This window comes from Flaviramulus sp. BrNp1-15, from assembly GCF_022259695.1.
Classification (GTDB): domain Bacteria; phylum Bacteroidota; class Bacteroidia; order Flavobacteriales; family Flavobacteriaceae; genus BrNp1-15.
In genome coordinates, this window is sequence record NZ_CP092099.1 from 402863 (window position 1) to 426188 (window position 23326).

The following is a 23326-nucleotide window of genomic DNA, read 5'->3' on the forward strand; positions in this document are numbered from 1 at the left end:
ATGGTCAATAAAACATCTTTAATTGTTGTTTCTTTCTTTTTAATAGGCCTTAATAGCACAGCACAAACATTTGTTCCCGACGATAATTTTGAACAAACTTTAATAGATTTAGGTTACGATTCTGGTCCTTTAGACGATTTAGTAACTACTACAAATATTAACAGTGTTACAGATTTAGATGTGTCTGGAAAAAATATTTCAGACTTAACAGGTATTGAAGATTTTACAAGTTTATCTATTCTTAATTGCTCTGATAATCAATTATCTGGTTTAAATATTTCTCAAAATACTGGTTTAACTGAGTTGTATGTATTTAATAATCAGATTACCAATATAGATGTTACTTTACTGAATGATTTAAAGATTTTTTGGTGTTACAACAACTTGTTATCTATCCTCGATATTTCTCAAAATACAGACTTAATTTCTTTAGTTTGTAACAATAATAATCTTAGTGATTTAAATACTTCAAACAATACAAGTTTAAATGTTTTAGTATGTAGTCAAAACCAAATAACTGCTCTAGATGTTTCAAATAATACAACCTTAAGCAGATTTGAATGTGGCAATAATTTACTTACTAATTTAGATGTAAGCACTAATACCAATTTGTCTTATTTGTCTTGTGAACAAAATGATTTATCTAGTTTAAACCTAAACACAAATACACGTTTAAGCGTATTGCTGTGTTTTGAAAACATGATTGGAGATTTAGATCTTTCTCAAAATTCTAGTTTAACAGATCTTAATTGTAGAGATAATCTGTTATGTAGTTTAAATGTTAATAACGGAAATAATAACAATATTTCCTTAATGAATTTTGATTTAAATGCTGATTTAAATTGTGTTGTAGTAGATAACGCTAATGGAAATCACAGCACTTGGGAGCCTGTTTCTTTTTCAAATTATGTTAATTCACAAAATGAATGTAGTACTACCGTTCCTATAGATAATTTAGATGATTTTGTTGGTATAAATTATACTTTGCCTGTTCTTAATAATGGAAATTATTACACCGAATCTAGTGGAAATGGAACACTTTTAAATGCTGGAACACTTATAACAACATCTCAAACCATTTATATTTACAATGAAACCACCTGTGATAGTAACGAAACCAGTTTTAATATATTTATAAATACAGACGATTACTTTATTCCTAAATATTTTACACCAAACAGCGACGGAAGCCACGATTTATGGAAAGTTATAGATAATGCTAATGCCATAAATAATATTACTATTTATAACAAATACGGAAAGCTTTTAAAGTTTTTACTTCCTAGTTCTCCTGGTTGGGACGGTACTTTTAACGGAAAACAATTAGAGAGTAATGACTATTGGTATGTTATTATTTTAAATACTGGAGAAGTTTTAAAAGGTCATTTTGCTTTGAAAAGATAATGTCAGATTAAGCGCAGTCGAAACCTTAATCTTTAACCATAGCTATATGCGGAATATCATCTTCCAGATACTCTTCTCCCTTTTCTTTAAATCCTAAATCTTTATAAAACTTTTTAAGATAACACTGTGCAGATATTTTTATTAAAGTTTCATTATAATGGTCTTTAATGGCTTTAATAGAAGCTTCCATAATATCGAAACCATACTTAAATTGTCTTTCCTTTTTAGCAACTACTACTCTACCAATACTAGCTTCATTAAAATAATCTCCTGGTTTAAAAACTCGTGTATAAGCAATAAGTTTATTGTTTTTAAAACCTAAAACATGTAATGCTTTTTGGTCTTTTCCATCAATATCTTGATACACACAATCCTGCTCTACAACAAACACTTCGCTACGTAATTGTAATAAATCGTAAAGCTCTTGTTTAGTTAGTTCTGAAAAGGTTTTTACTTTAATTTTCAATTGATATTAATTAACTCTTTTTATTTCTATTTTACTACTATCAGATTCAGAAAGGCTAACTACAAAAGTGCATCTTCCTGAAGAAACAAGAGATTCTTTGTTATAATAATAAGGTTTATAATAAAAATATCCTGAATTGGTTTGAATACTAATTTCTATTTCATCATAAACAGTTAAAAATTGATTACTATACCCATAAGAATCTGGTTCAATAATTTGAAAAACAACTTTCCCATTATTAGTAGTTACCTCAGTTCTTTCAAACACATATGGTGTGTTATTTTCAATAAAAACTGTTAGTTTAGATTCAACTTCATAATTATCATCTCCATAAATTATATTGTCTATTAAATCTTCACAAGAAAAAATAAAACACAAAAGGAAAGTAAAAATAATCGTTTAATTAGTTTTTGATTAGTTTCTACTTATCATCAAAAATAATACCAACTAATCTTGAACAATTACATCTTTAGCATCATCTTTTCCAAATTCTGGCTGAATATTTACGTGGTTAATATCGTATTTATCAAATAGATAATCTTCTATCTTGTGTAAAATAACATCAAATTGTGATAACATAATATCTTCATTAAAATCTATATGCGCTTCTAAATGAATTTCTTCTTCATTTAATTGCCAAACATGTACGTGATGTACATTTTTTATACTTTCAAAAGCATTAATTTCTGCTACAATTTTTTTAATAGGAATGCTGTCTGGAGTAAACAGCATAAGTACTTTAGTTGAGTTTATAAGTAAATCGAAACCCATCCAAATTAAGTAAATAGCAATAATAAATGTGAGTACACTATCTACCCAATAAACTTGATAATATTTCATTAACAAACCACCTATAAGTACTGCTACACTTGCCATCATATCTGTTAATAAGTGTAAGTAAGCACTTTTCATATTCATATTAGCTTCAGAATCTTTCTTTAATAAAAGAACACTTAAACCATTAGCAATAATTCCTAAAAGAGATAACCAAATAACTAAGTTAGATTCAATTTCTTCTGGATTTTGAAATCTTTTAATAGCTTCAATAATTAATAAAACAGCAACAATAATTAATGTAGAGGCATTTATAAAAGCTGCTAAAATTTCGGCGCGTTTATACCCAAATGTTCTATGGAAAGAAGCTTGTTTTTTTGCTAATTTATTGGCTGTATAACTTACAACAAGAGATATAACATCACTAAAATTATGTAAAGCATCACTTAAAAGTGCTAAACTTCCTGAAATTACACCTCCTATTACTTGAGATGCTGTAATAAGAATATTTAATAAAATAGATATAAAAAGATTACGTCCTTTTAAATCTGGATGTGAATGAGAGTGATTATGAGAATGGTTATGCCCCATTTAACAAGACAATGGAATTTTATCTATTCTATTTTGGTGTCTTCCGCCTTCGAATTCTGTATTTAAAAATACATCAACCATTTCTAAAACTTGTTCTTTAGCTGTATAACGGGCAGGAATACTTAAAATATTAGCATTATTATGTTCTCTAGCTAAAGCTGTTATTTCTTTATTCCAACATAAAGCAGAGCGTACTTTTTGATGTTTATTAGCCGTCATGTTTGCACCATTTCCGCTACCACAAACTATAATACCAAAATCTGCTTTTTTATTTTCAACATCTTCAGCTACAGGATGAATAAAATCTGCGTAATCTACACTATTACTACTATCTGTTCCGTAATTTTTAACTGTAAACCCTTTACTTTCTAAGTGTTCTTTAATAGCGAATTTATATTCGGTACCAGCGTGATCGTTTCCTATTGAAATATTCATTTTTAATATATTAATCTATACTTATACAAAGGTAGTAATTATAAACATTGTGTATTAGTTTATTCATTACTTGTTAATAAGTGTTTATTATTTTTTAAAAGAAAAATATTGTAAATCCATTTATTTTTCCAATCAAAAAGAGCTTTCTATTCTCCAAAAATTTAACTCACTTTTTTTAGCTAAATTATAAGTTTGAAAATAGATACATATGAACACTAAATTTTTAAAAGTTATAAGAAAAAGTGGTTAATTTTAGTTGTTAACAACTGTGTATATAAAATTAAAAAACATTAGATATGAAGCTATTAAAATAAATTCTATTGTTAATTAACTATTAATAGAATGTAAAATAAATGTAATCAAAATAAAACTTAAAAAAGTTATACCGCTATTAACACACTATAATAACCACCATTTATTTTTTTAAATTTTAAAAAGAAAATTATTATATAATATATAATGTTTATAACTTCAATTTAACATTAACGAAATACTATTAAATATTAATATTGTAGCTTTGTAAAAAATAAATAGCAACTCTTCTCCTAAAATAAGGCTATTTAATAACAGAATTTCCAGTATCTTAGGAAATAGAAAATGATTACAAAATAAATGAGTAAAAAGAAAAAAGGAAAGTCCAGAAAAAAGGGAATTTCTAACCTAACAAATACAATCTTAAGTATATTAAAAAAAGAGAGAAACAAAACTTTTAACTACAAACAAATTGCTGCTAAACTAGGCGTAAATGATGCTAGTAGTAGAAATCAAATAATAAAAAAATTACGCGATTTACAAGGAAAACAGGAAATTGAAGAAGTAGAACGTGGTAAATTTAAAGCTGTTGTTAATACAGAGTATCACATAGGAAAACTAGATTTAGCTGCAAAAGGTAATGGTTATATTATATGTGATGATTTTGATGATGATGTGTTTGTAGCATCAAACAATATAAACAAAGCTTTAAATGGTGATGAAGTAGAATTTTATGTTTATAAACGTCGTCACAGAGGTAAATTAGAAGGTGAAATTACTAATATTATTAAGCGAGATAAAAGCGAATATGTTGGTGTTATTCAAATTCATGAGAAAAAGAATTTTGCCTTTGTAATAGCAGATAGTAATAAAATGTACAAAGATATTTTTGTACCTATTAATAAAACTTTTAATGCAGAAGATGGAGATAAGGTTTTAGTAAAACTAGAAGATTGGCCAGAAAATGCCGATTCTCCTTACGGAAAAGTAATTCAAGTTCTTGGTAAACCAGGAGACCATAATACAGAGATTCATTCTATTTTAGCAGAATATGGTTTGCCTTATGAATTTCCGCATGACGTTGAAGAATTTGCAAATAAATTAGATACTTCAATTACTCCAGAAGAAATTGCAAAACGTAGAGATATGCGTAAAGATTTAACCTTTACCATAGACCCAAAAGATGCTAAAGATTTTGATGATGCTTTATCCTTTAAAGTGTTAGAAAACGGACTTTATGAAATAGGAATTCATATAGCAGATGTATCTCATTATCTTAAAGAAGGTACTGTTTTAGATGATGAAGCTTACGAGAGAGCAACCTCTGTTTATTTAGTAGATAGAGTGGTGCCAATGCTTCCAGAAGTTTTATCAAATAATGCGTGTTCTTTACGCCCGCATGAAGAAAAATATACATTTTCTGCAGTGTTTCAAATGAATGATAAATGTGAAATTAAAAACGAATGGTTTGGTAGGACTGTAACTTATAGTGATGCACGTTTTGCTTATGAAGAAGCTCAAGCTATTATAGAATCTAAAACTAACGAAATTCCTGCAGTAGTTTCACTATCAGAAAAAACATATAAAGCAGACCAAGCTATTGCTGATGCTATATTAAAAATGGATGATCTTGCTAAAATTATGCGAAGAAAACGTATGAGCTCTGGTGCTATTTCATTTGATAAAGTAGAAGTAAAATTCAATTTAGATGAGCATGCAAATCCTGTTGGTGTGTTTTTTAAAACCAGTAAAGATGCTAATAAATTAATTGAAGAATTCATGTTATTAGCTAATAGAAAAGTTTCAGAATTTGTGGGTAAAAAAGACCCTAAAAAAACGTTTGTATATCGTGTTCATGATGAACCAGATGATAGTAAACTTGCTAATTTACAAGGTATTGTATCTAAATTTGGTTATAAATTAAATTTTAAAGACCGAAAAACAACATCAGCTTCACTTAATAATTTACTTAAAGAAGTTAATGGAAAAAAAGAACAAAACTTGGTTGATACTTTAGCTATTAGAAGTATGAGTAAAGCAGAATATACTACACATAATATTGGACATTACGGTTTAGCTTTCGATTATTATAGTCATTTTACATCTCCAATTAGACGTTATCCAGATGTTATGGCACATCGTTTATTACAACTGTATTTAGATGGTGGAAAATCTGCAAATGAAGAAGCTTACGAAGAGAAATGCAACCATTCCAGCAACATGGAAAATCTAGCGACAAAAGCAGAAAGAGATTCTATAAAATACATGCAGATTAAATTTATGCAAGACCATAAAGATGAAGAATTTGTAGGTGTAATTTCTGGGGTAACAGATTGGGGAATTTATGTAGAAATCATTTCAAATAAATGCGAAGGAATGGTGAGTGTACGTGATATGAAAGACGATCATTATGCTTTCGATCAAGATCAATATGCTATGGTGGGTAGAAATTCTAAAACTATATATCAACTTGGTGATGAAGTTGTTGTAAAAGTTAAAAACACCGATTTAGTTAAAAAACATCTTGATTTTAACTTAATAGGAAAACATGAAGCTTAATAAAAAATAGCTTTTTTAGTTGTAACATCTTTATATAAACTTATACTAACAGTAAATTTTTAAATATGATTTTAACAACAACAAATTCTATAGAAGGTCATACAATTCAAGATTATTTAGGTATTGTTACAGGTGTATCTAGTAATATGAAAACCTCTTTTTCTTTTAAAACAGAGAAAAATAATACCCTGTATGAAGAATTTATTAATAAAGTTAAAGAAGAAGCTTTTCAAAGCTTAAAAGCTAATGCTACAAAATTAAATGCAAATGCTGTTGTAGGTATAAAATTAGATATAGAAACTTCTTCTGGTTCTTATTTTTTTGTTTCTATTACAGGAACCGCAGTAAAAGTTGTTTAATGTTTTCTTAAATTTTCAAGCAATGGAATAATTCTTGATAACTTTACGTTTAATAGTTAATAAACCAAACAAACACATGAAAACATTAGCAAAACTTATTGTTCTTTTAATAACTACTACGTTATTCGCTCAAGACCCAATAGAAAAAACAATTGGAGAATTTAGTGAACTAAAAGTTTATGATTTAATTGAAGTTGAATTAGTAAAATCGAAAGAAAATAAAGTTATTATAACTGGAGAAAATACTAAAGATGTTATTGTAAATAACAAAAACGGAAAACTCAAAATAAAAATGAGTTTAGAAGAACTTTTTGATGGTAATAAAACAAAAGTGATACTTCATTATACTTCATTAGATATCATTGATGTTAACGAAGGCTCTAAAGTACACTCAAAAGATAAAATAAAACAATTCGAAATAGATTTAAAAGCACAAGAAGGTGCTTCTATATATATTCCTATTAACGTTACGTATACTAATATTAAAGCGGTTACAGGCGGAATTATAGAAACTACAGGTAAATCTAAAAGTCAAGATATATCGTTATTAACTGGTGGAATTTATAAAGGGAGTGAGTTAAAAACCGAAAAAACCGAAGTAACTATTAAAGCAGCTGGTGAAGCATATGTTAATGCTTCAAAATTAGTAGATATAAAAATTAGAGCAGGAGGCGATGTATTTATTTATGGAGATCCAGAAACAGTAAACGAAAGTAGAGTTTTTGGTGGTCGAGTAAAACGTATGGATTAATAAATATTTTAATTAAAAATATATTGAAGCCTGTAATTTATTACAGGCTTTTCTATTTATATAAGTATAAAAGCAGTAAAATATTTCTTTACTTTGTGTAAATCTTCTCTTTTTTATGTTTGATGATATTATAAGAGCAATTCCTTTTGGTATTATTTTGGCCTTTACAATAGGTCCGGTTTTTTTTGTTCTTCTTGAAACAAGTGCTACAAAAGGGTTTAAAAGCGCCCTTATATTTGATGGAGGTGTTATACTAGCAGATATTCTTTTTATTATAGTTGCTTTTTTTAGTACTAACAAATTACTGGAAAAAATTAAAGATGACCCTAGTTTTTTAATCTTTGGAGGCGTTCTTTTAATTGCTTACGGAATCATTTCATTTATAAAAACATCAAAATCATTTCGAGATATTGTTAGAGAATACCATAAAATTGAAATAAGAAAAGGCTACGGAAAATTATTTTTAAAAGGTTTCTTACTTAATTTTATAAATATTGGTGTTTTAATAGGTTGGGTAGCTTTTATAGTTTTAGCTAATTCTTTAACCAGTTCTAGTAATGGAGTTATTGTATTTTTAAGTACTATTTTGGTTGTTTATTTATTAGTAGACCTAGTTAAAATAGCTGTTGCAAAGAAATTAAAAAATAAATTAACACCCCGACTTATTTTTAAAACCAAAAAGATTGTAGCTTTAGTAATATTAGGTTTTGGTGTTTTACTTTTTGTACAAGGTTTTTTCCCAGAAGAAAAAGAACTTATAAAGGAAAAATTAGAGCAAATTAATCCTATAAACAAAAAGCTTCCAGAATAACTGAAAGCTTTTTTTGAGGCGTCAAGCGGATTCGAACCGCTGTAGAAGGTTTTGCAGACCTCTGCCTAGCCACTCGGCCATGACGCCATAATTGGACTGCAAATGTAAAAAAAAATAAGAGTTTTTTATACTTAAAACTACTTTTTACGCTTATCAGTCATTTTTATTGTTACTCGCGCAACATCGCCACCTATAGGAGGGTTTAGTTTACTTACCCAAACGGTCGCTTTTTTTACTAATTTATCTTCGTTAAAAATCCGGTCTAATATACGTCTTGCAACAGTTTCTAAAAGGTGAGAAGCTATATCCATTTCTTCCTTAATAACTCGGTTTAAAAACACATAATCAACAGTATCACTTAAACTATCTGTTTTTGCAGAGTTTTGTAAATCTGCCTTAACTTCTAAATCTACGCGATAATCACTTCCAATTTTAGTTTCTTCTTTTAAGCAACCATGATAAGCAAATACGCGTATGTTTTCAACTTTTATAATTCCCATTAGCTTGTAAATAAATCAAAAATATTACTTATTGCGCTTGTTTTAGCTTTATAAAACTCTGTATAAGTACAATTAGAACAAGTTACAGAAGTAAACTTTTTGTTTTGTACATCAAAAATTTTTGATAATGTTCCTCCTGTTGCTCTCATTTCACTTAGTTCATATTCTAAATTACCACATTTTGGACATTTATAGTTTGCGTTTTTCATTTTAAATTGGATTTAGTTAAAAGGTTTAAAACTATAAGTAATCAATAATTAAAATTTGTTACGCTTCTTAAACATATTGGGCTAAAATAACTTGAATTTATGTAATTTTGAAGCTTATTTAGTTGAAATAAAATTCAAACATGTCTGAAGAAAGAAAATCACTCAATTTTATTGAGCAAATTATAGAAGAGGATTTAGCTAATGGGATGTCTAAAAACGATTTACGTTTTCGTTTTCCGCCAGAACCCAATGGATATCTTCATATTGGTCATACTAAAGCTATAGGTATTAGTTTTGGACTTGGTGAATATTACAACGCACCAGTTAACTTAAGGTTTGATGATACTAACCCTGTAAAAGAAGAGCAGGAATATGTTGATGCTATAAAAGAAGACGTGGCTTGGTTAGGTTACAAATGGGCTAACGAATTATATTCTTCAGATTATTTTCAGCAATTATACGATTGGGCTATTTTATTAATCAAAGAAGGAAAAGCGTATGTAGATTCTCAGTCTAGTGAAGCTATGGCTGAACAAAAAGGAACTCCCACACAACCGGGTGTAGATGGTCCTTATCGTAATCGATCCATAGAAGAAAATTTAGACCTATTCGAACGTATGAAAAATGGCGAGTTTGAAGAAGGAGAACACATTTTGCGAGCTAAAATAGACATGCAACATCCTAATATGTTAATGCGTGACCCTATAATGTATCGTATTCTTAAAAAACACCACCATAGAACAGGTAACGATTGGTGTATATATCCAATGTACGACTGGACACATGGAGAAAGTGACTATATAGAACAAATATCACATAGTTTATGTTCTCTTGAATTTAAGCCTCATAGAGAGCTTTACGATTGGTTTAAGGAGCAAGTGTATGATTATAGCAAAAACACCTATCCAATGCTTCCTAAGCAACGTGAGTTTGCACGATTAAACCTTAGTTATACTATTATGAGCAAGCGAAAGTTGCTTAAACTGGTAGAAGATGGTATTGTAAAAGGATGGGATGATCCTAGAATGCCTACTATTTCAGGTTTACGTCGTCGAGGTTATACGCCAAATTCAATCAGGCAATTTATAGAAAAAGTGGGTGTTGCTAAACGTGAAAATGTTATTGATGTAGCGCTTTTAGAGTTCTGTGTTCGTGAAGATTTAAACAAAATCGCACCACGTGTTATGGCTGTTTTAAATCCGTTAAAAGTAGTTATTACAAATTATCCTGAAGGAAAAGAAGAGTGGCTTGAAGCGGAAAACAACCCTGAAGATGAAAGCGCTGGTTTTAGAAAAGTACCTTTTTCAAGAGAATTATATATTGAAAAAGAAGACTTTAAGGAAGAAGCAAGCAACAAGTTTTTTAGATTGAAATTAGGTGGCGAAGTCAGATTAAAAAATGCTTATATTATTAAAGCTGAAAGTGTTGTAAAAGATGCAGCAGGAAATATTAAAGAAGTACATTGTACGTATTCTGAAGATACCTCAAAAAAAGTAAAAGGCACATTACATTGGGTTTCTATTAAACATGCAGTAAAAGCTGAAGTTAGAGAATATGATAGATTATTTATGGACGAAGCTCCAGATAGTTATCAAGATAAAGACTTTATGGAATTTATTAACCCAAACTCATTAAAAATTATTGATGCTTTTGTAGAGCCTAGTTTAAAAGAAGCTAAAATAGGTGATAGGTTTCAATTTCAGAGATTAGGTTATTTTAATGTTGATAATGATTCTAAACCAGAAGCTTTAGTATTTAATAAAACGGTTGGTTTACGAGATAGTTGGGCAAAACAAAAACCTAAACCACAACAACAAAATCAACAAAATCACAGTAAACCACAACAAACAAGAAAAGCCATAAATGTTATTCAACAATTAGGTAAAAAGTATACTAATTATCCAGAAGAAAAGCAGGTTAAGGTTAAAGCTGAAATTTTGGAATTAGCTAAAGAGGTTACTTATGAAGAATTAGAACCAATGTTTAATACCGCAGCAAAAAAAGTAGGCACTCGTATTGCTGCTATGTTGATTTTAAAAGTTAAATTACAAGAAGGGTTAGAGAAAAATGAAGCAATTTCTGAATTTATAGACAAGGCTATAAATGATAAAAATGAGTTGTTAGTTGCTGAAGCTCTAAGTATTTAAAAGTTAGTTAGTGTTAAAAATAAAGAAGTAAATATAATTTTAGCTATATTTAACTACTAACTATAAACTAATTAAATTATGGATTTTTTAAACCCTATTGCAATGATTGTTGCCGCTGTTTCGGCATTAGTTGTTGGATTTATTTGGTACAACCCAAAAGTTTTTGGAAATGCTTGGATGAAAGCTGCAGGTATGACCGAAGAACAAATTAAAGGAGGAAACATGGCTAAAATATTTGGTTTAGCATTACTCTTTGCTTTTTTATTATCTACTGCACTTCCTGGAATAGTAATCCATCAAATGGGTGTTTTTAGCCTTGTAGGAGGAGACCCATCAACTGCATTACCTTCCTATGATGCATTAATGGCTGATTATGGAGATGCCTTTAGAACCTATAAACATGGTGCACTACATGGTGTTTTAGCAGGAATTTTTATAGCATTGCCAATTCTTGGAACAAATGCTTTGTTTGAAAGAAAAAGTGCAAAGTATATTTTCATTAACGCGGGTTATTGGATTGTTACACTTGGTGTAATGGGTGCTATAATTTGCGGATGGAAATAACCTTTTTTGTAAAGTTTTAATAAATACAAAGACTGAGAAGTGTATTTTCAGTCTTTTTCTTTTGTATTGATACACTATAAAATTTATAACACATATAAAAATCTTCCAGAAAACTGGAATGATCTGGTGCAACATGATGTGTTTCTACAATCACAATATTTACAAGCTTTAGAAGACGCTTCTCCAGAGAATATTCAGTTGTTTTATGTAGGTGTTTTTAAGAATAAGGTTTTAACTGGTGTTGCCATTATACAACGGGTACAACTTTATTTAAAAGACATGTTTAGAGACACTAAGGTTTCTTGTGTAAAAACATACTTTCAAGACTTAGTATCAAAAGTATTAAAAGGAAATATTTTAGTAGTTGGAAACCTTACACACACAGGACAACACGGATTGTTTTTTTTAAAAGACGAACTAACACAAACTCAATTTTTTGAAGCCATTTTTTCCGCGTTAAGCGATATAAAAGAAACGATTAAAACAAATCAAAATAAAAAAATTAGAGCTGTTTCTTTAAAAGATTTTTTTGTAAATGATTCTATACACAATAACAAAAGTGTTTTTGATTCAGCAAAATTAAACAAGGTTTTTGTGCAACCGAATATGATACTTGATATTAAACCAGAATGGTCAAATATTCAAGATTATACAACGAGTTTAACTAAGAAATATAGAGATCGCTACAAGCGTGCAAGAAAAAAACTTAATTCTATAAAACCTGTTGAATTAAGTCTTGAAGACATTGAAAAACATAACGAAGAGTTACACGAACTTTATATGAATGTATCTAACAATGCTAAGTTTAACACCTTTTTATTGCCTAAAAATCATTTTTATAGCTTAAAGCAGCTCTTGGGAGAAAACTTTAAAGTTTTTGGCTATTACTTAAAAGACTCTCTAGTTGGTTTTTATACCTTAATTTTAAATAACAAAGCTGTAGAAACTTATTTTTTAGGATACGATTGCGAGCACCAATACCCAAACCAATTGTATTTAAACATGCTTTATGATATGTTAGAATTTGGTATTAAAAATAAGTTTAAAACTATTGTTTATGCCAGAACAGCTATGGAAATTAAGAGTTCGGTTGGGGCAGAGGCAAAACCTATGGTTGTATATTTAAAACATACTAATAGTTTCTTAAATGCTATTTTTAAGCAAATATTTAAACTTATGAATCCGTCACAGAATTGGGAAGAACGACATCCTTTTAAAACATAAAAAAACCCTGAAAGTACTTCAGGGTTTTTAATTTATCAATATTTTAATAAGCTATTCACTTTTTTTGTTTTTAGCTTGTTTCATAGCCTCACCAATTTGATTACTAGCTGCAAAACTAGCTACCATGTCGTTAAGCATATTGCTTCCAGCCTGTGGCGCATTTGGTAATAAAATTAGGTTACTATTAGTTTCTTCTCCTAAAGATTGTAAGGTATCATAATGTTGTGTTACAACAATTAAAGCAGAGGCTTCCTGACTGTTTATTCCAACTCGGTTTAATACTTCAACAGACTCTTCTAAACCTCTAGCAATTTCACGACGTTGGTCTGCAATACCTTGTCCTTGTAAGCGCTTGCTTTCAGCTTCAGCTTTGGCTTTTTCAACAATTAAAATACGTGCAGCATCACCTTCAAATTGAGCTGCAATTTTTTCACGCTCAGAAGCATTAATACGGTTCATGGCTTCTTTTACTTGTGCATCAGGGTCTATATCGGTTACTAATGTTTTAATAATATCAAATCCGTAGTCAAGCATAGCATCATTCAACTCAGCTTTTACAGCAATGGCGATATCGTCTTTTCTAACAAAAACATCATCTAATTTCATTTTAGGTACTTCGGCACGAACCACATCAAACACGTAAGAAGTAATTTGATCATGCGGATAATCTAATTTATAAAAAGCATCATATACTTTTTGGCTCAAAACACGATATTGAACTGACACTTTTAAACGTACAAATACATCATCCAGAGTTTTGGTTTCTATAATAACATCTAATTGTTGAATTTTTAAACTCAATTTGCCAGCAATCCTATCAACTAAAGGTATTTTAAACCTTAAACCAGATTGTCTTATGGCATGAAATTTACCAAAACGCTCAATAATAGCAGCGGTTTGTTGTTTAACAATAAAGAAGGAAGAGATTAAAACAATTAATCCTAAAAAAATAATAACGGGAAAAAAGAAGTTACTCATGATGATTATTTTAAATAAAGTTTAGAAAATTTAAGATACAAAAATTATACTATATTTGGTCGCTTATAACCTTAACTTATGAAATATAATAGACTTTTCTTATTAGTAGCTCTAATGCTATGTTTTGTTACAAAAAGTTTTTCGCAAAAAGGTAGATACTCTATTACAAATGGGTTTGGTATAGGCGGAGGCGTTACTAAATTTGATATTGTAACAGATAATTTTACAACCAAACAAGGCGATGGTTTTTTAGGTGGATTATCGGCTACTGTTGATATTCCTCATAAATGGTATAACATAAGTTTTGGGATGCAGCTATCTGAAAATAATATTGAAATTTCAGGAAGACCAAATATAGTTAGCACACAAGAGGAGTTTATTGAATACAAAATGTTTGCTGCCCAAATTGCTTTTTTAGTACATGCAAAAGTGATACCTGATTATTTTACAATAGATTTAGGTCCTATGCTACAATACAATGGAACGTTAGAATTTAAAGATAAAACCCAAGAAAGTTACTTTATAAATAACTACACAAATTTAACAGCAACAGATATTACCAATATTTCTCAATTTAATTTTAATGGTGTTATTGGCGCTTCTTTAGGTGTTAAAAACTTTAAACTGAAAGCACAATACATTTATGGGTTTACTAATATTTTAAAGAAATTGGAGAACCAAAGTTTAAACACCATTGGTGGAAACGCCCGTTTTAAAGGAAACCAAAGTATGTTGGTTTTTGGGGCGATAGTTTTATTTTAAAAACTATCTATAGCCAATTCTATTCTTCTAACGGTTGCATCTCGTCCTATCATAAACATAATTTGAAATAAATCGGGACCTTTTAAGTCGCCAACCAGCGCTAATCTAAGTGGTTGCATAACTTTTCCAAAACCAATACCTTTATTTGTAATCCATTCCTTAACTACTGCTTGAAGATGTTCTGCAGAATCAGATTCTGTATTATTTATGATTGATGCTAATTCTTTCATAATATCATCGGTATCTTCTTTCCAAGCCTTTTTTGCTGCTTTTTCAGCATAACCTTTTGGATTCGTAAAGAAGAAACTACTCAATTCCCAGAAATCGCTAACAAAGGTTGCACGTTCTTTAATTAACCCAACAACCATTGACACATAATTAATGTCGATATCTTTAAGTTCTGGTTGAGATGCTTGAAACTTTTCTGCAAGTTCATCATTGTTATGCTCTTGCATATAATGATGATTAAACCATTTAATTTTATCTGGATCAAAACGAGCACCTGCTTTATGCACACGTTCTAATTCAAAAGCATTTATTAGTTCGTTTAAACTGAATATTTCTTGCTCTGTTCCAGGATTCCAACCTAAAAAGGCTAGAAAGTTTACCATAGCTTCTGGGAAATATCCATCTTCTTTATATCCTCTTGAAATCTCACCTTCAGGTGATTTCCATTGTAAAGGAAATACAGGAAAGCCTAATTTATCACCATCACGCTTGCTTAATTTTCCTTTTCCTGTTGGTTTTAAAATAAGCGGTAAATGCGCAAATTCTGGATCTTCCCAACCAAATGCTTTATATAATTGATAGTGTAACGCTAGAGAAGGCAACCACTCTTCACCACGAATAACATGCGAGATTTCCATTAAATGATCATCAACAATATTTGCTAAATGATAGGTTGGCATACCATCGCTTTTAAATAATACTTTATCATCTAAAATGTTCGTGTCTATTTTAATATCACCTCGAATAATATCTTTAAGGTGCAATGTTTCATCCTGTGGACTTTTAAAACGAATCACATAATCGTCACCGTTTGTTATACGTTTTTCAACCTCTTCTTTAGAAAGTACTAAAGAGTTAACCAAACGCCCTTTTTCTCTGTTGTGCCAATTATAAATAAAGGTTTTTCCTTTTGCTTCGTGATCTTTTCTGTGAAAATCTAAATCTTCAGTAGTATCAAAAGCATAATAAGCATCACCCGAAGCAATTAATTTATCGGCATATTGCTTGTATAAATGTTTGCGTTCGCTTTGTCTGTAAGGACCAAATTTTTCATTCTTATTTGGGCCTTCATCAAATGGAATTCCGCACCAATTAAGTGCGTCGATTATATATTGTTCTGCGCCTTCAACATATCTGTTTTGATCGGTATCTTCTATTCTTAGAACAAAAGTCCCGTTATGCTTTTTAGCAAATAAATAATTGAATAATGCCGTACGAACTCCACCTATGTGTAAAGGTCCTGTTGGGCTTGGTGCAAAACGCACGCGAACGTTTTTTAACATGTTTTGTGTATTAAGACTGCAAAGATAAATATAAACCTAGAAGACAGAAACCAGAAGCGTTAACTTTTTGCTAGATTCATTTCCTTTGGAATGCGTTTATTCATAATTTTAAACCAAAGGGGAGGAATAAGAGACAAAACCATTGATGTTGGGTAACCAAATGGCATTTGCGGACTTTCGTCATGACAGTCTAAAAGTTGATACTTTTTTGAAGTTTTGTAATGATGATCGCTGTGTCGGGTTAATTCATATAAAACTATTCTACCTATAACATGGTTAGAATTCCAGGAATGAATTTCTTTTACGCGTTCGTATCTGCCAGATTTAGTTTTTAAACGTAATAAACCATAATGCTCTATATAGTTTACTGTTTCTAGAAGTATAAATCCAGAAATTGCTGAAAACAAAGCAAAAATAAAGCCTGTGGTTCCAAAGAAAAATGTAATAATAGCCAAATAGAAAAGCTGTAAAAAAGCATACCAAAGCATATCATTTTTTAATGAGGTTGCACTTAAATTGTTGTTTATTAATAGCTTTTTTTGAATTTTCCATGCACTTACATATTGTCTAAAAACCGATGTAAACCAGAACGAATATACGCTTTGGTTATATCTTGCCGTTGCAGGATCTTCTTTAGTTGCCGCGTGTAAATGATGCCCGTAATTGTGTTCAATATAAAAATGCATATACAACGCAGGAAGTAATAATGCTTTCCCTAAAAAGCGCTCATTTGTAGTTTGTCGGTGTCCCAATTCGTGTGCTACGTTTATTCCGTTTACACCCAAAACAATACCTATAGAAAGAATGAGTCCTATAAACTCATAAGTTTCTAAAGCTGTTGTTGAAATAGTGAATAAGCCAAAAATGAGCAAGCCATAAACAATAGGTAAATTAAGATAGAGTAACCAATCGAAGATCTTTTTAGTTTTTAAAGATTCCGATTCGTTTTCGGAAACATTTGTATTATCTATTGGAAACATTAACTCTAAAACAGGAATAACAACAAAGGCATAAAAAGGCGTTATATAAGATAAATACCCTCTGTATTGTAAGCTAATAAAAGCGGCTAAAGGAATAGTAAAAGCGGCTAAATATTTTAAATCTTTCATTATGAAACCTGTTTTATTTCGACCAACAACATATTAACGAAGTTTTAGTAAAGTTAGTAAATTGAAGTATAAAATAAAATTGTAGATTAGTGAGTTAAAACAATTAAAGTTGAGCAATTTTAAAAACATACAAAATAAACTAGAAGCATTTATTAGACGATATTATACTAATGAATTGCTTAAAGGCGCTATTTTGTTTTTTGCTATTGGGTTGTTGTATTTTCTGTTCACCCTTTTTGTAGAGCATGTTTTATGGCTAAACACAACAGCCAGAAGCATTTTGTTTTGGCTGTTTATTGCTGTAGAGTTGGCGCTACTTGTAAAGTTTGTGTTTATTCCATTAGCTAGATTATTCAAACTTCAAAAAGGAATTAATTACGAAGATGCTTCAAAAATAATAGGACAGCATTTTCCTGAGGTTAATGATAAGTTGTTAAATGTGCTTCAACTTAACAAAACCACTTCTATGTCTGAATTATTGCTGGCGAGTATCGAGCAAAAATCATTAGAACTTAACCCTGTCCCTTTTAAATTGGCAATCAATTTTAAAAAGAATGTTGGTTATTTAAAATACGCAGCAATACCTGTTTTAATTCTTATTCTTACTTTTTTTACTGGAAACTTTAATTGGTTTAGCGATAGTTATGAGCGCGTAATACATTACAAAACAGCTTACGAACCACCAGCTCCTTTTGAGTTTTTTGTTGTGAACGACAACATGAATGCTATTGAGAATAAAGATTTTAAACTTATTGTAAAAACAGCAGGGGAAGTAACTCCAGAAAGTGCGCAAATAGTATATAATAATGAAACGTATTATTTGCAACAAAAAGACATTGGTGAGTTTGAGTATGTGTTTTCTAAACCTAAAGAAGCGATTACCTTCAGGTTAAACGCTAATGATGTAACATCAAAACCTTACACTATTAATGTTGTTGAAACACCATCTATTTTAGGGTTTCAAATGGTTTTAGACTATCCTAATTATACAAAAAAGAGAGATGAAGTTTTAAAAAGTACAGGAAACGCTTTGGTTCCAGAAGGCACACTGGTTAAATGGCAACTTACAACCAAAGCGACAGATCAGGTTCAATTATATTCCAAAGACACTATAAATTTTAATGCTGACAAGTCTGGTGTTTTTGAAGCTTCTAAGCGTCTTTACAACAATTACAATTATACATTAAGTACAAGTAATAAAAACTTAAATAATTATGAGAATTTAGCTTTTGCGATAGATGTTGTAAAAGATGAATATCCTGAAATTAATCTTAGAGTTGAAAAAGATAGTCTGGATTTGCAAACGCTATATTTTTACGGACAAATAAGTGATGATTATGGTTTTAATAAACTTCAATTAGTGTATTATCCTTCTGATAATGAAAGCGATAAGAAGCATGAACCCATACCAATTTCAAATTCTAACGTATCAGAATTCATTAGTGCCTTTCCAAATAATTTAAATATTAAACCTGGAGTTTCTTACGATTTATATTTTCAAGTATTTGATAATGATTTGGTTAATAAGTATAAAAGCGCAAAAAGCAATGTAATTACTTATAGAAAACGTACACAACAAGAAGAAGAACAAAAGCAACTTCAAGTACAAAGTGAAACAATTAAAGATTTAAATAAATCTTTAGAACGGTTTAATGAACAAGAAAAACAATTAGAGGAATTAACTAAAACTCAAAAAGAGAAATCAGATTTAAATTTTAATGATCAAAAGAAGTTGGAATCATTTTTTAAACGTCAGAAGCAACAAGACGACATGATGAAAAACTTCAACAAAAAGCTAAAAGATAATTTAGAAGAGTTTCAAAAAGATAATTTAAAGGAAGACACATTTAAAGAAGATTTAAAAGAGCGTCTAAAACAAAACGAAGAAAAACTTCAGCAAGATGAAAAGTTATTAGAAGAGCTAAAAAAAGTTCAAGAAAAAATTAGCAAGGAACAGTTAATAGATAAGTTAGAAGAACTGGCTAAACAAAACAAAAACAAAAAACGCAGTTTAGAACAGTTGCTAGAATTAACAAAACGTTTTTATGTTGAAAACAAATTAAATAAATTGAATAATGATTTGATGAAACTAGCTATTGATCAAGAAAGGCTTTCTAACAAAATAGAAGAAGAAAACACGAAAGAGAAACAAGATAGTTTAAACAAACAGTTTGAAAATTTTAAAAAAGATATTGAAGAATTAGAAAAAGAGAGCAAGGCTTTAAAGAAACCAATTGATATACCTAGAGATAGATTAGATGAAAAAGAAGTTGAAAACGAACAAAAAAATGCTTCGGAAGAATTAGGGAAAAAGGAAAAAGATCAACCTTCAGATAAAGAAAAAAACGATCCTAATGAAAACCAAAAGAGTAATGAGAATTTAAAAAACGCTCAAAAAAGCCAAAAGAAAGCTGCTCAAAAAATGAAACAAATGAGCCAACAAATGCAAAGTTCTATGCAAGCAGGAGGAGGTGAACAAATGGAAGAAGATGTAGAAATGTTACGTCAAATTTTAGACAACCTTGTTTTGTTTTCTTTTGATCAAGAAGCGTTAATGAATCAGTTTAAAGCTATAGAAGTTAACCACAATAAGTTTGCATCTTATTTAAAAAAGCAAAATAATTTACGCGAACATTTTGAACATGTAGACGATAGCTTGTTTGCATTGTCTTTACGTCAACCAAAATTATCTGAACAAGTTAATAAAGAAATAACCGAGGTGTATTATAACATAGACAAAGCTTTAAGTCTATTGGCAGAAAACCAATTATATCAAGGTATCTCTAACCAACAATTTACAATCACAGCAGCAAATAATCTAGCCAACTTTTTAAGTGATGTTTTAGATAACATGCAAGAAAGTATGAGTATGTCTGCTGGCAAAGGAGGAGAAGGCGATATGCAGCTTCCAGATATTATTATGAGTCAGGATGAGCTTAATAAAATGATGGAAGAAGGTATGAAGAAAGGAGAACAGGGAAAACCTCAAAAAGGAGAAGGAAAACAAGAGGGAGAAGGTGAAAAAGAAGGAGAAAAAGGGAAAGATGGAAATAAAGGTAAGGAAGGACAACAACAAGGTAAAGAAGGAAATAAAAGCGGAGGTGAAGGTGAAGGCACTAACGAAGATGTTAATGGTTTGCTTTACGAGATTTATCAACAACAGCAACAATTACGACAAGCGTTGCAAGATAAATTAGCCAAAGAAGGAAGGAGTGGTAATGGAGATGCTCTCGTTAGAAGAATGGAAGAGATAGAATTAGATTTATTGAATAAAGGTTTCACAAATCAAACACTTAAAAAAATGATGCAATTAAAGCATCAATTATTAAAATTAGAAAACGCTACTTTCCAACAAGGAGAAGATAATAAACGTGAATCTGAAACTAACAACAATAATTTCAATAACAATACTAATAATCAAATTCCAATAGCTAAACAATATTTTAAAACCACTGAAATATTAAATAGACAAGCTTTACCTTTGCAGCAAGTTTACAAAAAGAAAGTGCAAACGTATTTTAAAAAGGACAATGATTAATTTCAACTACGAAACAGAATTTTCTTTAGATTCAGAAGAACAATTATCTAATTGGATTATCGATACAATTTCGTCAGAATCTCATAAGCTTGAAGAAATCAATTATATTTTTTGTGATGACAAATATTTACATAAATTAAATGTAGAGTTTTTAAATCATGACACATTAACGGATATAATTAGTTTTGATTACTCCGTGGGAAAAATTATACAAGGCGATATTTTTATTTCTGTTGAACGTGTTGCAGAAAATGCCAAAGATTTTGGGGTTTCTTTTGAAGAAGAATTACACAGAGTTATCATTCATGGTGTTTTACATTATTGTGGATATAAAGATAAATCTGAGGAAGATGCTCAAGTGATGCGAAGCAAAGAAAACCACTACCTAAAACAGTTAGTTTAGAATTCAAGAATTCAGCGTATATTTGCAAACTTAAAAATTGCTGATTGTTCCACGTGGAACACTTAATAAGAAAAGAAAATTATGTTTAACGAAGTTTATGATGTTATAGTAGTTGGAGGTGGGCACGCTGGTAGCGAAGCTGCTGCTGCTGCTGCAAATATGGGAAGCAAAACTTTGCTTGTTACCATGAACTTACAAAACATTGCGCAAATGTCTTGCAATCCTGCCATGGGAGGAATTGCTAAAGGACAAATTGTACGAGAGATTGATGCGCTTGGTGGTTATAGTGGAATTGTTTCTGATACTTCTGCTATTCAGTTTAAAATGCTGAATAAGTCTAAAGGACCTGCAATGTGGAGCCCGAGGGTTCAGAGTGATAGAATGCGTTTTGCAGAAGACTGGAGATTGCTTTTAGAAGGAACGCCTAATCTTGATTTTTATCAAGAAATGGTTTCTGGTTTATTGATAGAAAAGGATAAAGTTGTTGGGGTCAAAACTTCTTTAGGAGTTGAAATAAAAGCTAAGTCTGTTGTGCTTACAAACGGAACTTTTTTAAATGGTTTAATTCATATTGGTGACAAGAATTTTGGTGGAGGTAGAGCTGGTGAAAAAGCAGCAACTGGAATTACAGAACAGCTAGTTGATTTAGGTTTTGATTCTGGAAGAATGAAAACAGGAACACCGCCAAGAGTAGATGGAAGAAGTTTAGATTATTCTAAAATGATTGAGCAGCCTGGAGATGATAATCCTGAAAAGTTTTCTTATTTGGATATAACTAAACCGTTAGAAAAACAACGCTCTTGTCACATGACTTATACAAGCGAATTAGTTCATGATTTGTTGCGAGAAGGGTTTGATAGATCGCCAATGTTTAATGGTAGAATTAAAAGTATTGGGCCTCGTTATTGTCCTTCCATAGAAGATAAGATTAATCGTTTTGCAGATAAAGATAGACATCAATTATTTATTGAACCTGAAGGATGGAATACTGTTGAGGTTTATGTAAATGGGTTCTCAACATCGCTTCCAGAAGATATTCAATTTAAAGCGTTACGTTCTGTGGCTGGTTTTGAAAACGTTAAGTTTTTTAGACCTGGTTATGCTATAGAATATGATTATTTCCCACCAACACAATTAAAGCACACTTTAGAAACTAAGTTGGTTGCTGGGTTGTATTTTGCTGGTCAAATAAATGGTACAACCGGATATGAAGAAGCAGCGTCTCAAGGATTAATGGCTGGAATAAATGCTAGTTTAAAAGTTAAAGAAAAGGATCCTTTTACTTTAAAAAGAGACGAAGCTTATATTGGTGTTTTGGTTGATGATTTAATTACAAAAGGCACAGAAGAGCCTTATCGTATGTTTACTTCCAGAGCAGAATATAGAACATTATTACGACAAGATAATGCTGATTTAAGATTAACACCAAAAGGTTATGAGCTCGGTTTAGCTTCCGAAAAGAGATTAAAAAGAATGGAGGAGAAGCACGAAGCTGCAGAAAAGTTTGTTAATTTTTTTGCTGAGACAAGTGTAAAACCAGAAGAAATTAATCCGATTTTAGAAGACAAAAATTCATCAAAAGTAAATCAATCTGGTAAGCTGTTTAAAATATTTGCGCGTCCAAATATTGAGATGGATGATGTTAGAAAAGTTAAATCTGTTGAAGATTATATTCAAGAAAATAATCTCGACAATGAAGTTATTGAGCAAGCTGAAATACAAGTAAAATATTCTGGATATATAGCTAAGGAAAAAAATAATGCTGATAAATTAAGCAGATTAGAGTATGTGAAAATCCCTGAAAATTTTGACTACTCACAAATTAAATCTATGAGTTTTGAAGCACGTGAAAAGCTGAAAAAAGTTCAGCCAACTACAGTGTCTCAAGCATCAAGAATTAGTGGTGTTTCTCCTAACGATATTTCTGTGTTATTAGTTTATATGGGAAGATAGTTTTAGAACGTTCCACGTGGAACATA

Annotated in this window: 21 protein-coding genes and 1 tRNA gene; 12 read left to right on the top strand and 10 right to left on the bottom strand. The window is 30.2% G+C overall.

Going from position 1 to position 23326, the window contains the following annotated elements; translation table 11 throughout:
- The gene (locus tag MBM09_RS01720; protein WP_238675123.1) at nucleotides 1-1404 is read left to right on the top strand and encodes a T9SS type B sorting domain-containing protein; all 1404 of its coding nucleotides are present in this window, start codon (nucleotides 1-3) and stop codon (nucleotides 1402-1404) included.
- Nucleotides 1405-1429: 25 nt separating this feature from the next.
- Here the strand turns inward: MBM09_RS01720 and MBM09_RS01725 are convergent, their stop codons facing one another.
- From MBM09_RS01725 to MBM09_RS01740, 4 genes are all read right to left on the bottom strand, one after another.
- Nucleotides 1430-1870 (bottom strand): GNAT family N-acetyltransferase, encoded by a 441-nt coding sequence (locus tag MBM09_RS01725; protein WP_238675124.1) that lies wholly within the window; start codon nucleotides 1868-1870, stop codon nucleotides 1430-1432.
- Between the two features lie 6 nt (nucleotides 1871-1876).
- On the bottom strand, nucleotides 1877-2248 hold the full coding sequence (locus MBM09_RS01730; RefSeq protein ID WP_238675125.1) for a hypothetical protein: 372 nt from the start codon (nucleotides 2246-2248) through the stop codon (nucleotides 1877-1879).
- A 69-nt stretch (nucleotides 2249-2317) separates the two neighbouring features.
- Nucleotides 2318-3235 (bottom strand): cation diffusion facilitator family transporter, encoded by a 918-nt coding sequence (locus MBM09_RS01735; protein ID WP_238675126.1) that lies wholly within the window; start codon nucleotides 3233-3235, stop codon nucleotides 2318-2320.
- The gene (locus MBM09_RS01740) at nucleotides 3236-3670 is read right to left on the bottom strand and encodes an RpiB/LacA/LacB family sugar-phosphate isomerase (RefSeq protein ID WP_238675127.1); all 435 of its coding nucleotides are present in this window, start codon (nucleotides 3668-3670) and stop codon (nucleotides 3236-3238) included.
- 612 nt (nucleotides 3671-4282) lie between these two features.
- Here MBM09_RS01740 and rnr point away from each other — a divergent pair.
- From rnr to MBM09_RS01760, 4 genes are all read left to right on the top strand, one after another.
- Nucleotides 4283-6481 carry a ribonuclease R gene (gene rnr, locus MBM09_RS01745; RefSeq protein ID WP_238675128.1) on the top strand — a complete coding sequence of 733 codons (2199 nt, stop codon included), beginning with the start codon at nucleotides 4283-4285 and terminating at the stop codon, nucleotides 6479-6481.
- A gap of 65 nt (nucleotides 6482-6546) precedes the next feature.
- Nucleotides 6547-6840, top strand: coding sequence for a YbjQ family protein (locus tag MBM09_RS01750; protein ID WP_238675129.1), 294 nt, complete (start codon nucleotides 6547-6549; stop codon nucleotides 6838-6840).
- A gap of 76 nt (nucleotides 6841-6916) precedes the next feature.
- Nucleotides 6917-7591 (top strand): head GIN domain-containing protein, encoded by a 675-nt coding sequence (locus MBM09_RS01755; RefSeq protein ID WP_238675130.1) that lies wholly within the window; start codon nucleotides 6917-6919, stop codon nucleotides 7589-7591.
- Between the two features lie 115 nt (nucleotides 7592-7706).
- The gene (locus MBM09_RS01760) at nucleotides 7707-8402 is read left to right on the top strand and encodes a LysE family translocator (RefSeq protein WP_238675131.1); all 696 of its coding nucleotides are present in this window, start codon (nucleotides 7707-7709) and stop codon (nucleotides 8400-8402) included.
- Nucleotides 8403-8418: 16 nt separating this feature from the next.
- Here MBM09_RS01760 and MBM09_RS01765 read toward each other — a convergent pair.
- The 3 genes from MBM09_RS01765 to MBM09_RS01775 form a co-directional block, all read right to left on the bottom strand.
- Nucleotides 8419-8489, bottom strand: a tRNA-Cys gene (locus MBM09_RS01765).
- A gap of 50 nt (nucleotides 8490-8539) precedes the next feature.
- Nucleotides 8540-8902 carry a dihydroneopterin aldolase gene (gene folB, locus MBM09_RS01770; RefSeq protein WP_238675132.1) on the bottom strand — a complete coding sequence of 121 codons (363 nt, stop codon included), beginning with the start codon at nucleotides 8900-8902 and terminating at the stop codon, nucleotides 8540-8542.
- On the bottom strand, nucleotides 8902-9111 hold the full coding sequence (locus tag MBM09_RS01775) for a zinc ribbon domain-containing protein (protein WP_238675133.1): 210 nt from the start codon (nucleotides 9109-9111) through the stop codon (nucleotides 8902-8904). Before MBM09_RS01775 ends, folB begins: the two co-directional genes overlap by 1 nt.
- Nucleotides 9112-9251: 140 nt before the next feature.
- Here MBM09_RS01775 and MBM09_RS01780 point away from each other — a divergent pair, with 140 nt between their 5' ends.
- The 3 genes from MBM09_RS01780 (at nucleotide 9252) to MBM09_RS01790 (ending at nucleotide 13046) form a co-directional block, all read left to right on the top strand.
- Nucleotides 9252-11258, top strand: a complete 2007-nt coding sequence (locus MBM09_RS01780) for a glutamine--tRNA ligase/YqeY domain fusion protein (RefSeq protein WP_238675134.1) — start codon at nucleotides 9252-9254, stop codon at nucleotides 11256-11258.
- Nucleotides 11259-11336: 78 nt separating this feature from the next.
- Nucleotides 11337-11822 carry a DUF1761 domain-containing protein gene (locus MBM09_RS01785; RefSeq protein ID WP_238675135.1) on the top strand — a complete coding sequence of 162 codons (486 nt, stop codon included), beginning with the start codon at nucleotides 11337-11339 and terminating at the stop codon, nucleotides 11820-11822.
- 66 nt (nucleotides 11823-11888) lie between these two features.
- Entirely contained in the window at nucleotides 11889-13046 is a 1158-nt protein-coding gene (locus MBM09_RS01790) for a GNAT family N-acetyltransferase (RefSeq protein WP_238675136.1), read from the top strand.
- A gap of 51 nt (nucleotides 13047-13097) precedes the next feature.
- On the opposite strand, the gene MBM09_RS01795 is transcribed toward MBM09_RS01790, so the two are convergent.
- A complete protein-coding gene (locus tag MBM09_RS01795; protein ID WP_238675137.1) occupies nucleotides 13098-14024 on the bottom strand; it encodes an SPFH domain-containing protein in 927 nt (308 codons plus the stop codon).
- Between the two features lie 78 nt (nucleotides 14025-14102).
- On the opposite strand from MBM09_RS01795, the gene MBM09_RS01800 reads away from it, so the two are divergent.
- Entirely contained in the window at nucleotides 14103-14786 is a 684-nt protein-coding gene (locus tag MBM09_RS01800) for a PorT family protein (RefSeq protein WP_238675138.1), read from the top strand.
- Here the strand turns inward: MBM09_RS01800 and gltX are convergent.
- Nucleotides 14783-16297 carry a glutamate--tRNA ligase gene (gene gltX, locus MBM09_RS01805; protein ID WP_238675139.1) on the bottom strand — a complete coding sequence of 505 codons (1515 nt, stop codon included), beginning with the start codon at nucleotides 16295-16297 and terminating at the stop codon, nucleotides 14783-14785. The genes MBM09_RS01800 and gltX overlap by 4 nt on opposite strands.
- 59 nt (nucleotides 16298-16356) lie before the next feature.
- Nucleotides 16357-17406 carry an alkane 1-monooxygenase gene (locus MBM09_RS01810; RefSeq protein WP_238675140.1) on the bottom strand — a complete coding sequence of 350 codons (1050 nt, stop codon included), beginning with the start codon at nucleotides 17404-17406 and terminating at the stop codon, nucleotides 16357-16359.
- A gap of 109 nt (nucleotides 17407-17515) precedes the next feature.
- On the opposite strand from MBM09_RS01810, the gene MBM09_RS01815 reads away from it, so the two are divergent.
- The 3 genes from MBM09_RS01815 (at nucleotide 17516) to mnmG (ending at nucleotide 23300) form a co-directional block, all read left to right on the top strand.
- Complete coding sequence (locus MBM09_RS01815; protein ID WP_238675141.1) at nucleotides 17516-20944, top strand: DUF4175 family protein; 3429 nt, start codon at nucleotides 17516-17518, stop codon at nucleotides 20942-20944.
- Entirely contained in the window at nucleotides 20937-21347 is a 411-nt protein-coding gene (gene ybeY / locus MBM09_RS01820) for an rRNA maturation RNase YbeY (RefSeq protein ID WP_238675142.1), read from the top strand. Before MBM09_RS01815 ends, ybeY begins: the two co-directional genes overlap by 8 nt.
- Nucleotides 21348-21428: 81 nt before the next feature.
- Complete coding sequence (gene mnmG, locus MBM09_RS01825; RefSeq protein WP_238675143.1) at nucleotides 21429-23300, top strand: tRNA uridine-5-carboxymethylaminomethyl(34) synthesis enzyme MnmG; 1872 nt, start codon at nucleotides 21429-21431, stop codon at nucleotides 23298-23300.
- The last annotated feature ends 26 nt before the right edge of the window (nucleotides 23301-23326 follow it).

Coding starts and splice junctions, on each gene's coding strand:
- MBM09_RS01720 (WP_238675123.1), top strand. CDS start 1: ATGGTCAATAAAACATCTTTAATTGTTGTTTCTTTCTTTTTAATAGGC.
- MBM09_RS01735 (WP_238675126.1), bottom strand. CDS start 3,235: ATGGGGCATAACCATTCTCATAATCACTCTCATTCACATCCAGATTTA.
- MBM09_RS01740 (WP_238675127.1), bottom strand. CDS start 3,670: ATGAATATTTCAATAGGAAACGATCACGCTGGTACCGAATATAAATTC.
- rnr (WP_238675128.1), top strand. CDS start 4,283: ATGAGTAAAAAGAAAAAAGGAAAGTCCAGAAAAAAGGGAATTTCTAAC.
- MBM09_RS01750 (WP_238675129.1), top strand. CDS start 6,547: ATGATTTTAACAACAACAAATTCTATAGAAGGTCATACAATTCAAGAT.
- MBM09_RS01755 (WP_238675130.1), top strand. CDS start 6,917: ATGAAAACATTAGCAAAACTTATTGTTCTTTTAATAACTACTACGTTA.
- MBM09_RS01760 (WP_238675131.1), top strand. CDS start 7,707: ATGTTTGATGATATTATAAGAGCAATTCCTTTTGGTATTATTTTGGCC.
- folB (WP_238675132.1), bottom strand. CDS start 8,902: ATGGGAATTATAAAAGTTGAAAACATACGCGTATTTGCTTATCATGGT.
- MBM09_RS01775 (WP_238675133.1), bottom strand. CDS start 9,111: ATGAAAAACGCAAACTATAAATGTCCAAAATGTGGTAATTTAGAATAT.
- MBM09_RS01780 (WP_238675134.1), top strand. CDS start 9,252: ATGTCTGAAGAAAGAAAATCACTCAATTTTATTGAGCAAATTATAGAA.
- MBM09_RS01785 (WP_238675135.1), top strand. CDS start 11,337: ATGGATTTTTTAAACCCTATTGCAATGATTGTTGCCGCTGTTTCGGCA.
- MBM09_RS01795 (WP_238675137.1), bottom strand. CDS start 14,024: ATGAGTAACTTCTTTTTTCCCGTTATTATTTTTTTAGGATTAATTGTT.
- MBM09_RS01800 (WP_238675138.1), top strand. CDS start 14,103: ATGAAATATAATAGACTTTTCTTATTAGTAGCTCTAATGCTATGTTTT.
- gltX (WP_238675139.1), bottom strand. CDS start 16,297: ATGTTAAAAAACGTTCGCGTGCGTTTTGCACCAAGCCCAACAGGACCT.
- MBM09_RS01810 (WP_238675140.1), bottom strand. CDS start 17,406: ATGAAAGATTTAAAATATTTAGCCGCTTTTACTATTCCTTTAGCCGCT.
- ybeY (WP_238675142.1), top strand. CDS start 20,937: ATGATTAATTTCAACTACGAAACAGAATTTTCTTTAGATTCAGAAGAA.
- mnmG (WP_238675143.1), top strand. CDS start 21,429: ATGTTTAACGAAGTTTATGATGTTATAGTAGTTGGAGGTGGGCACGCT.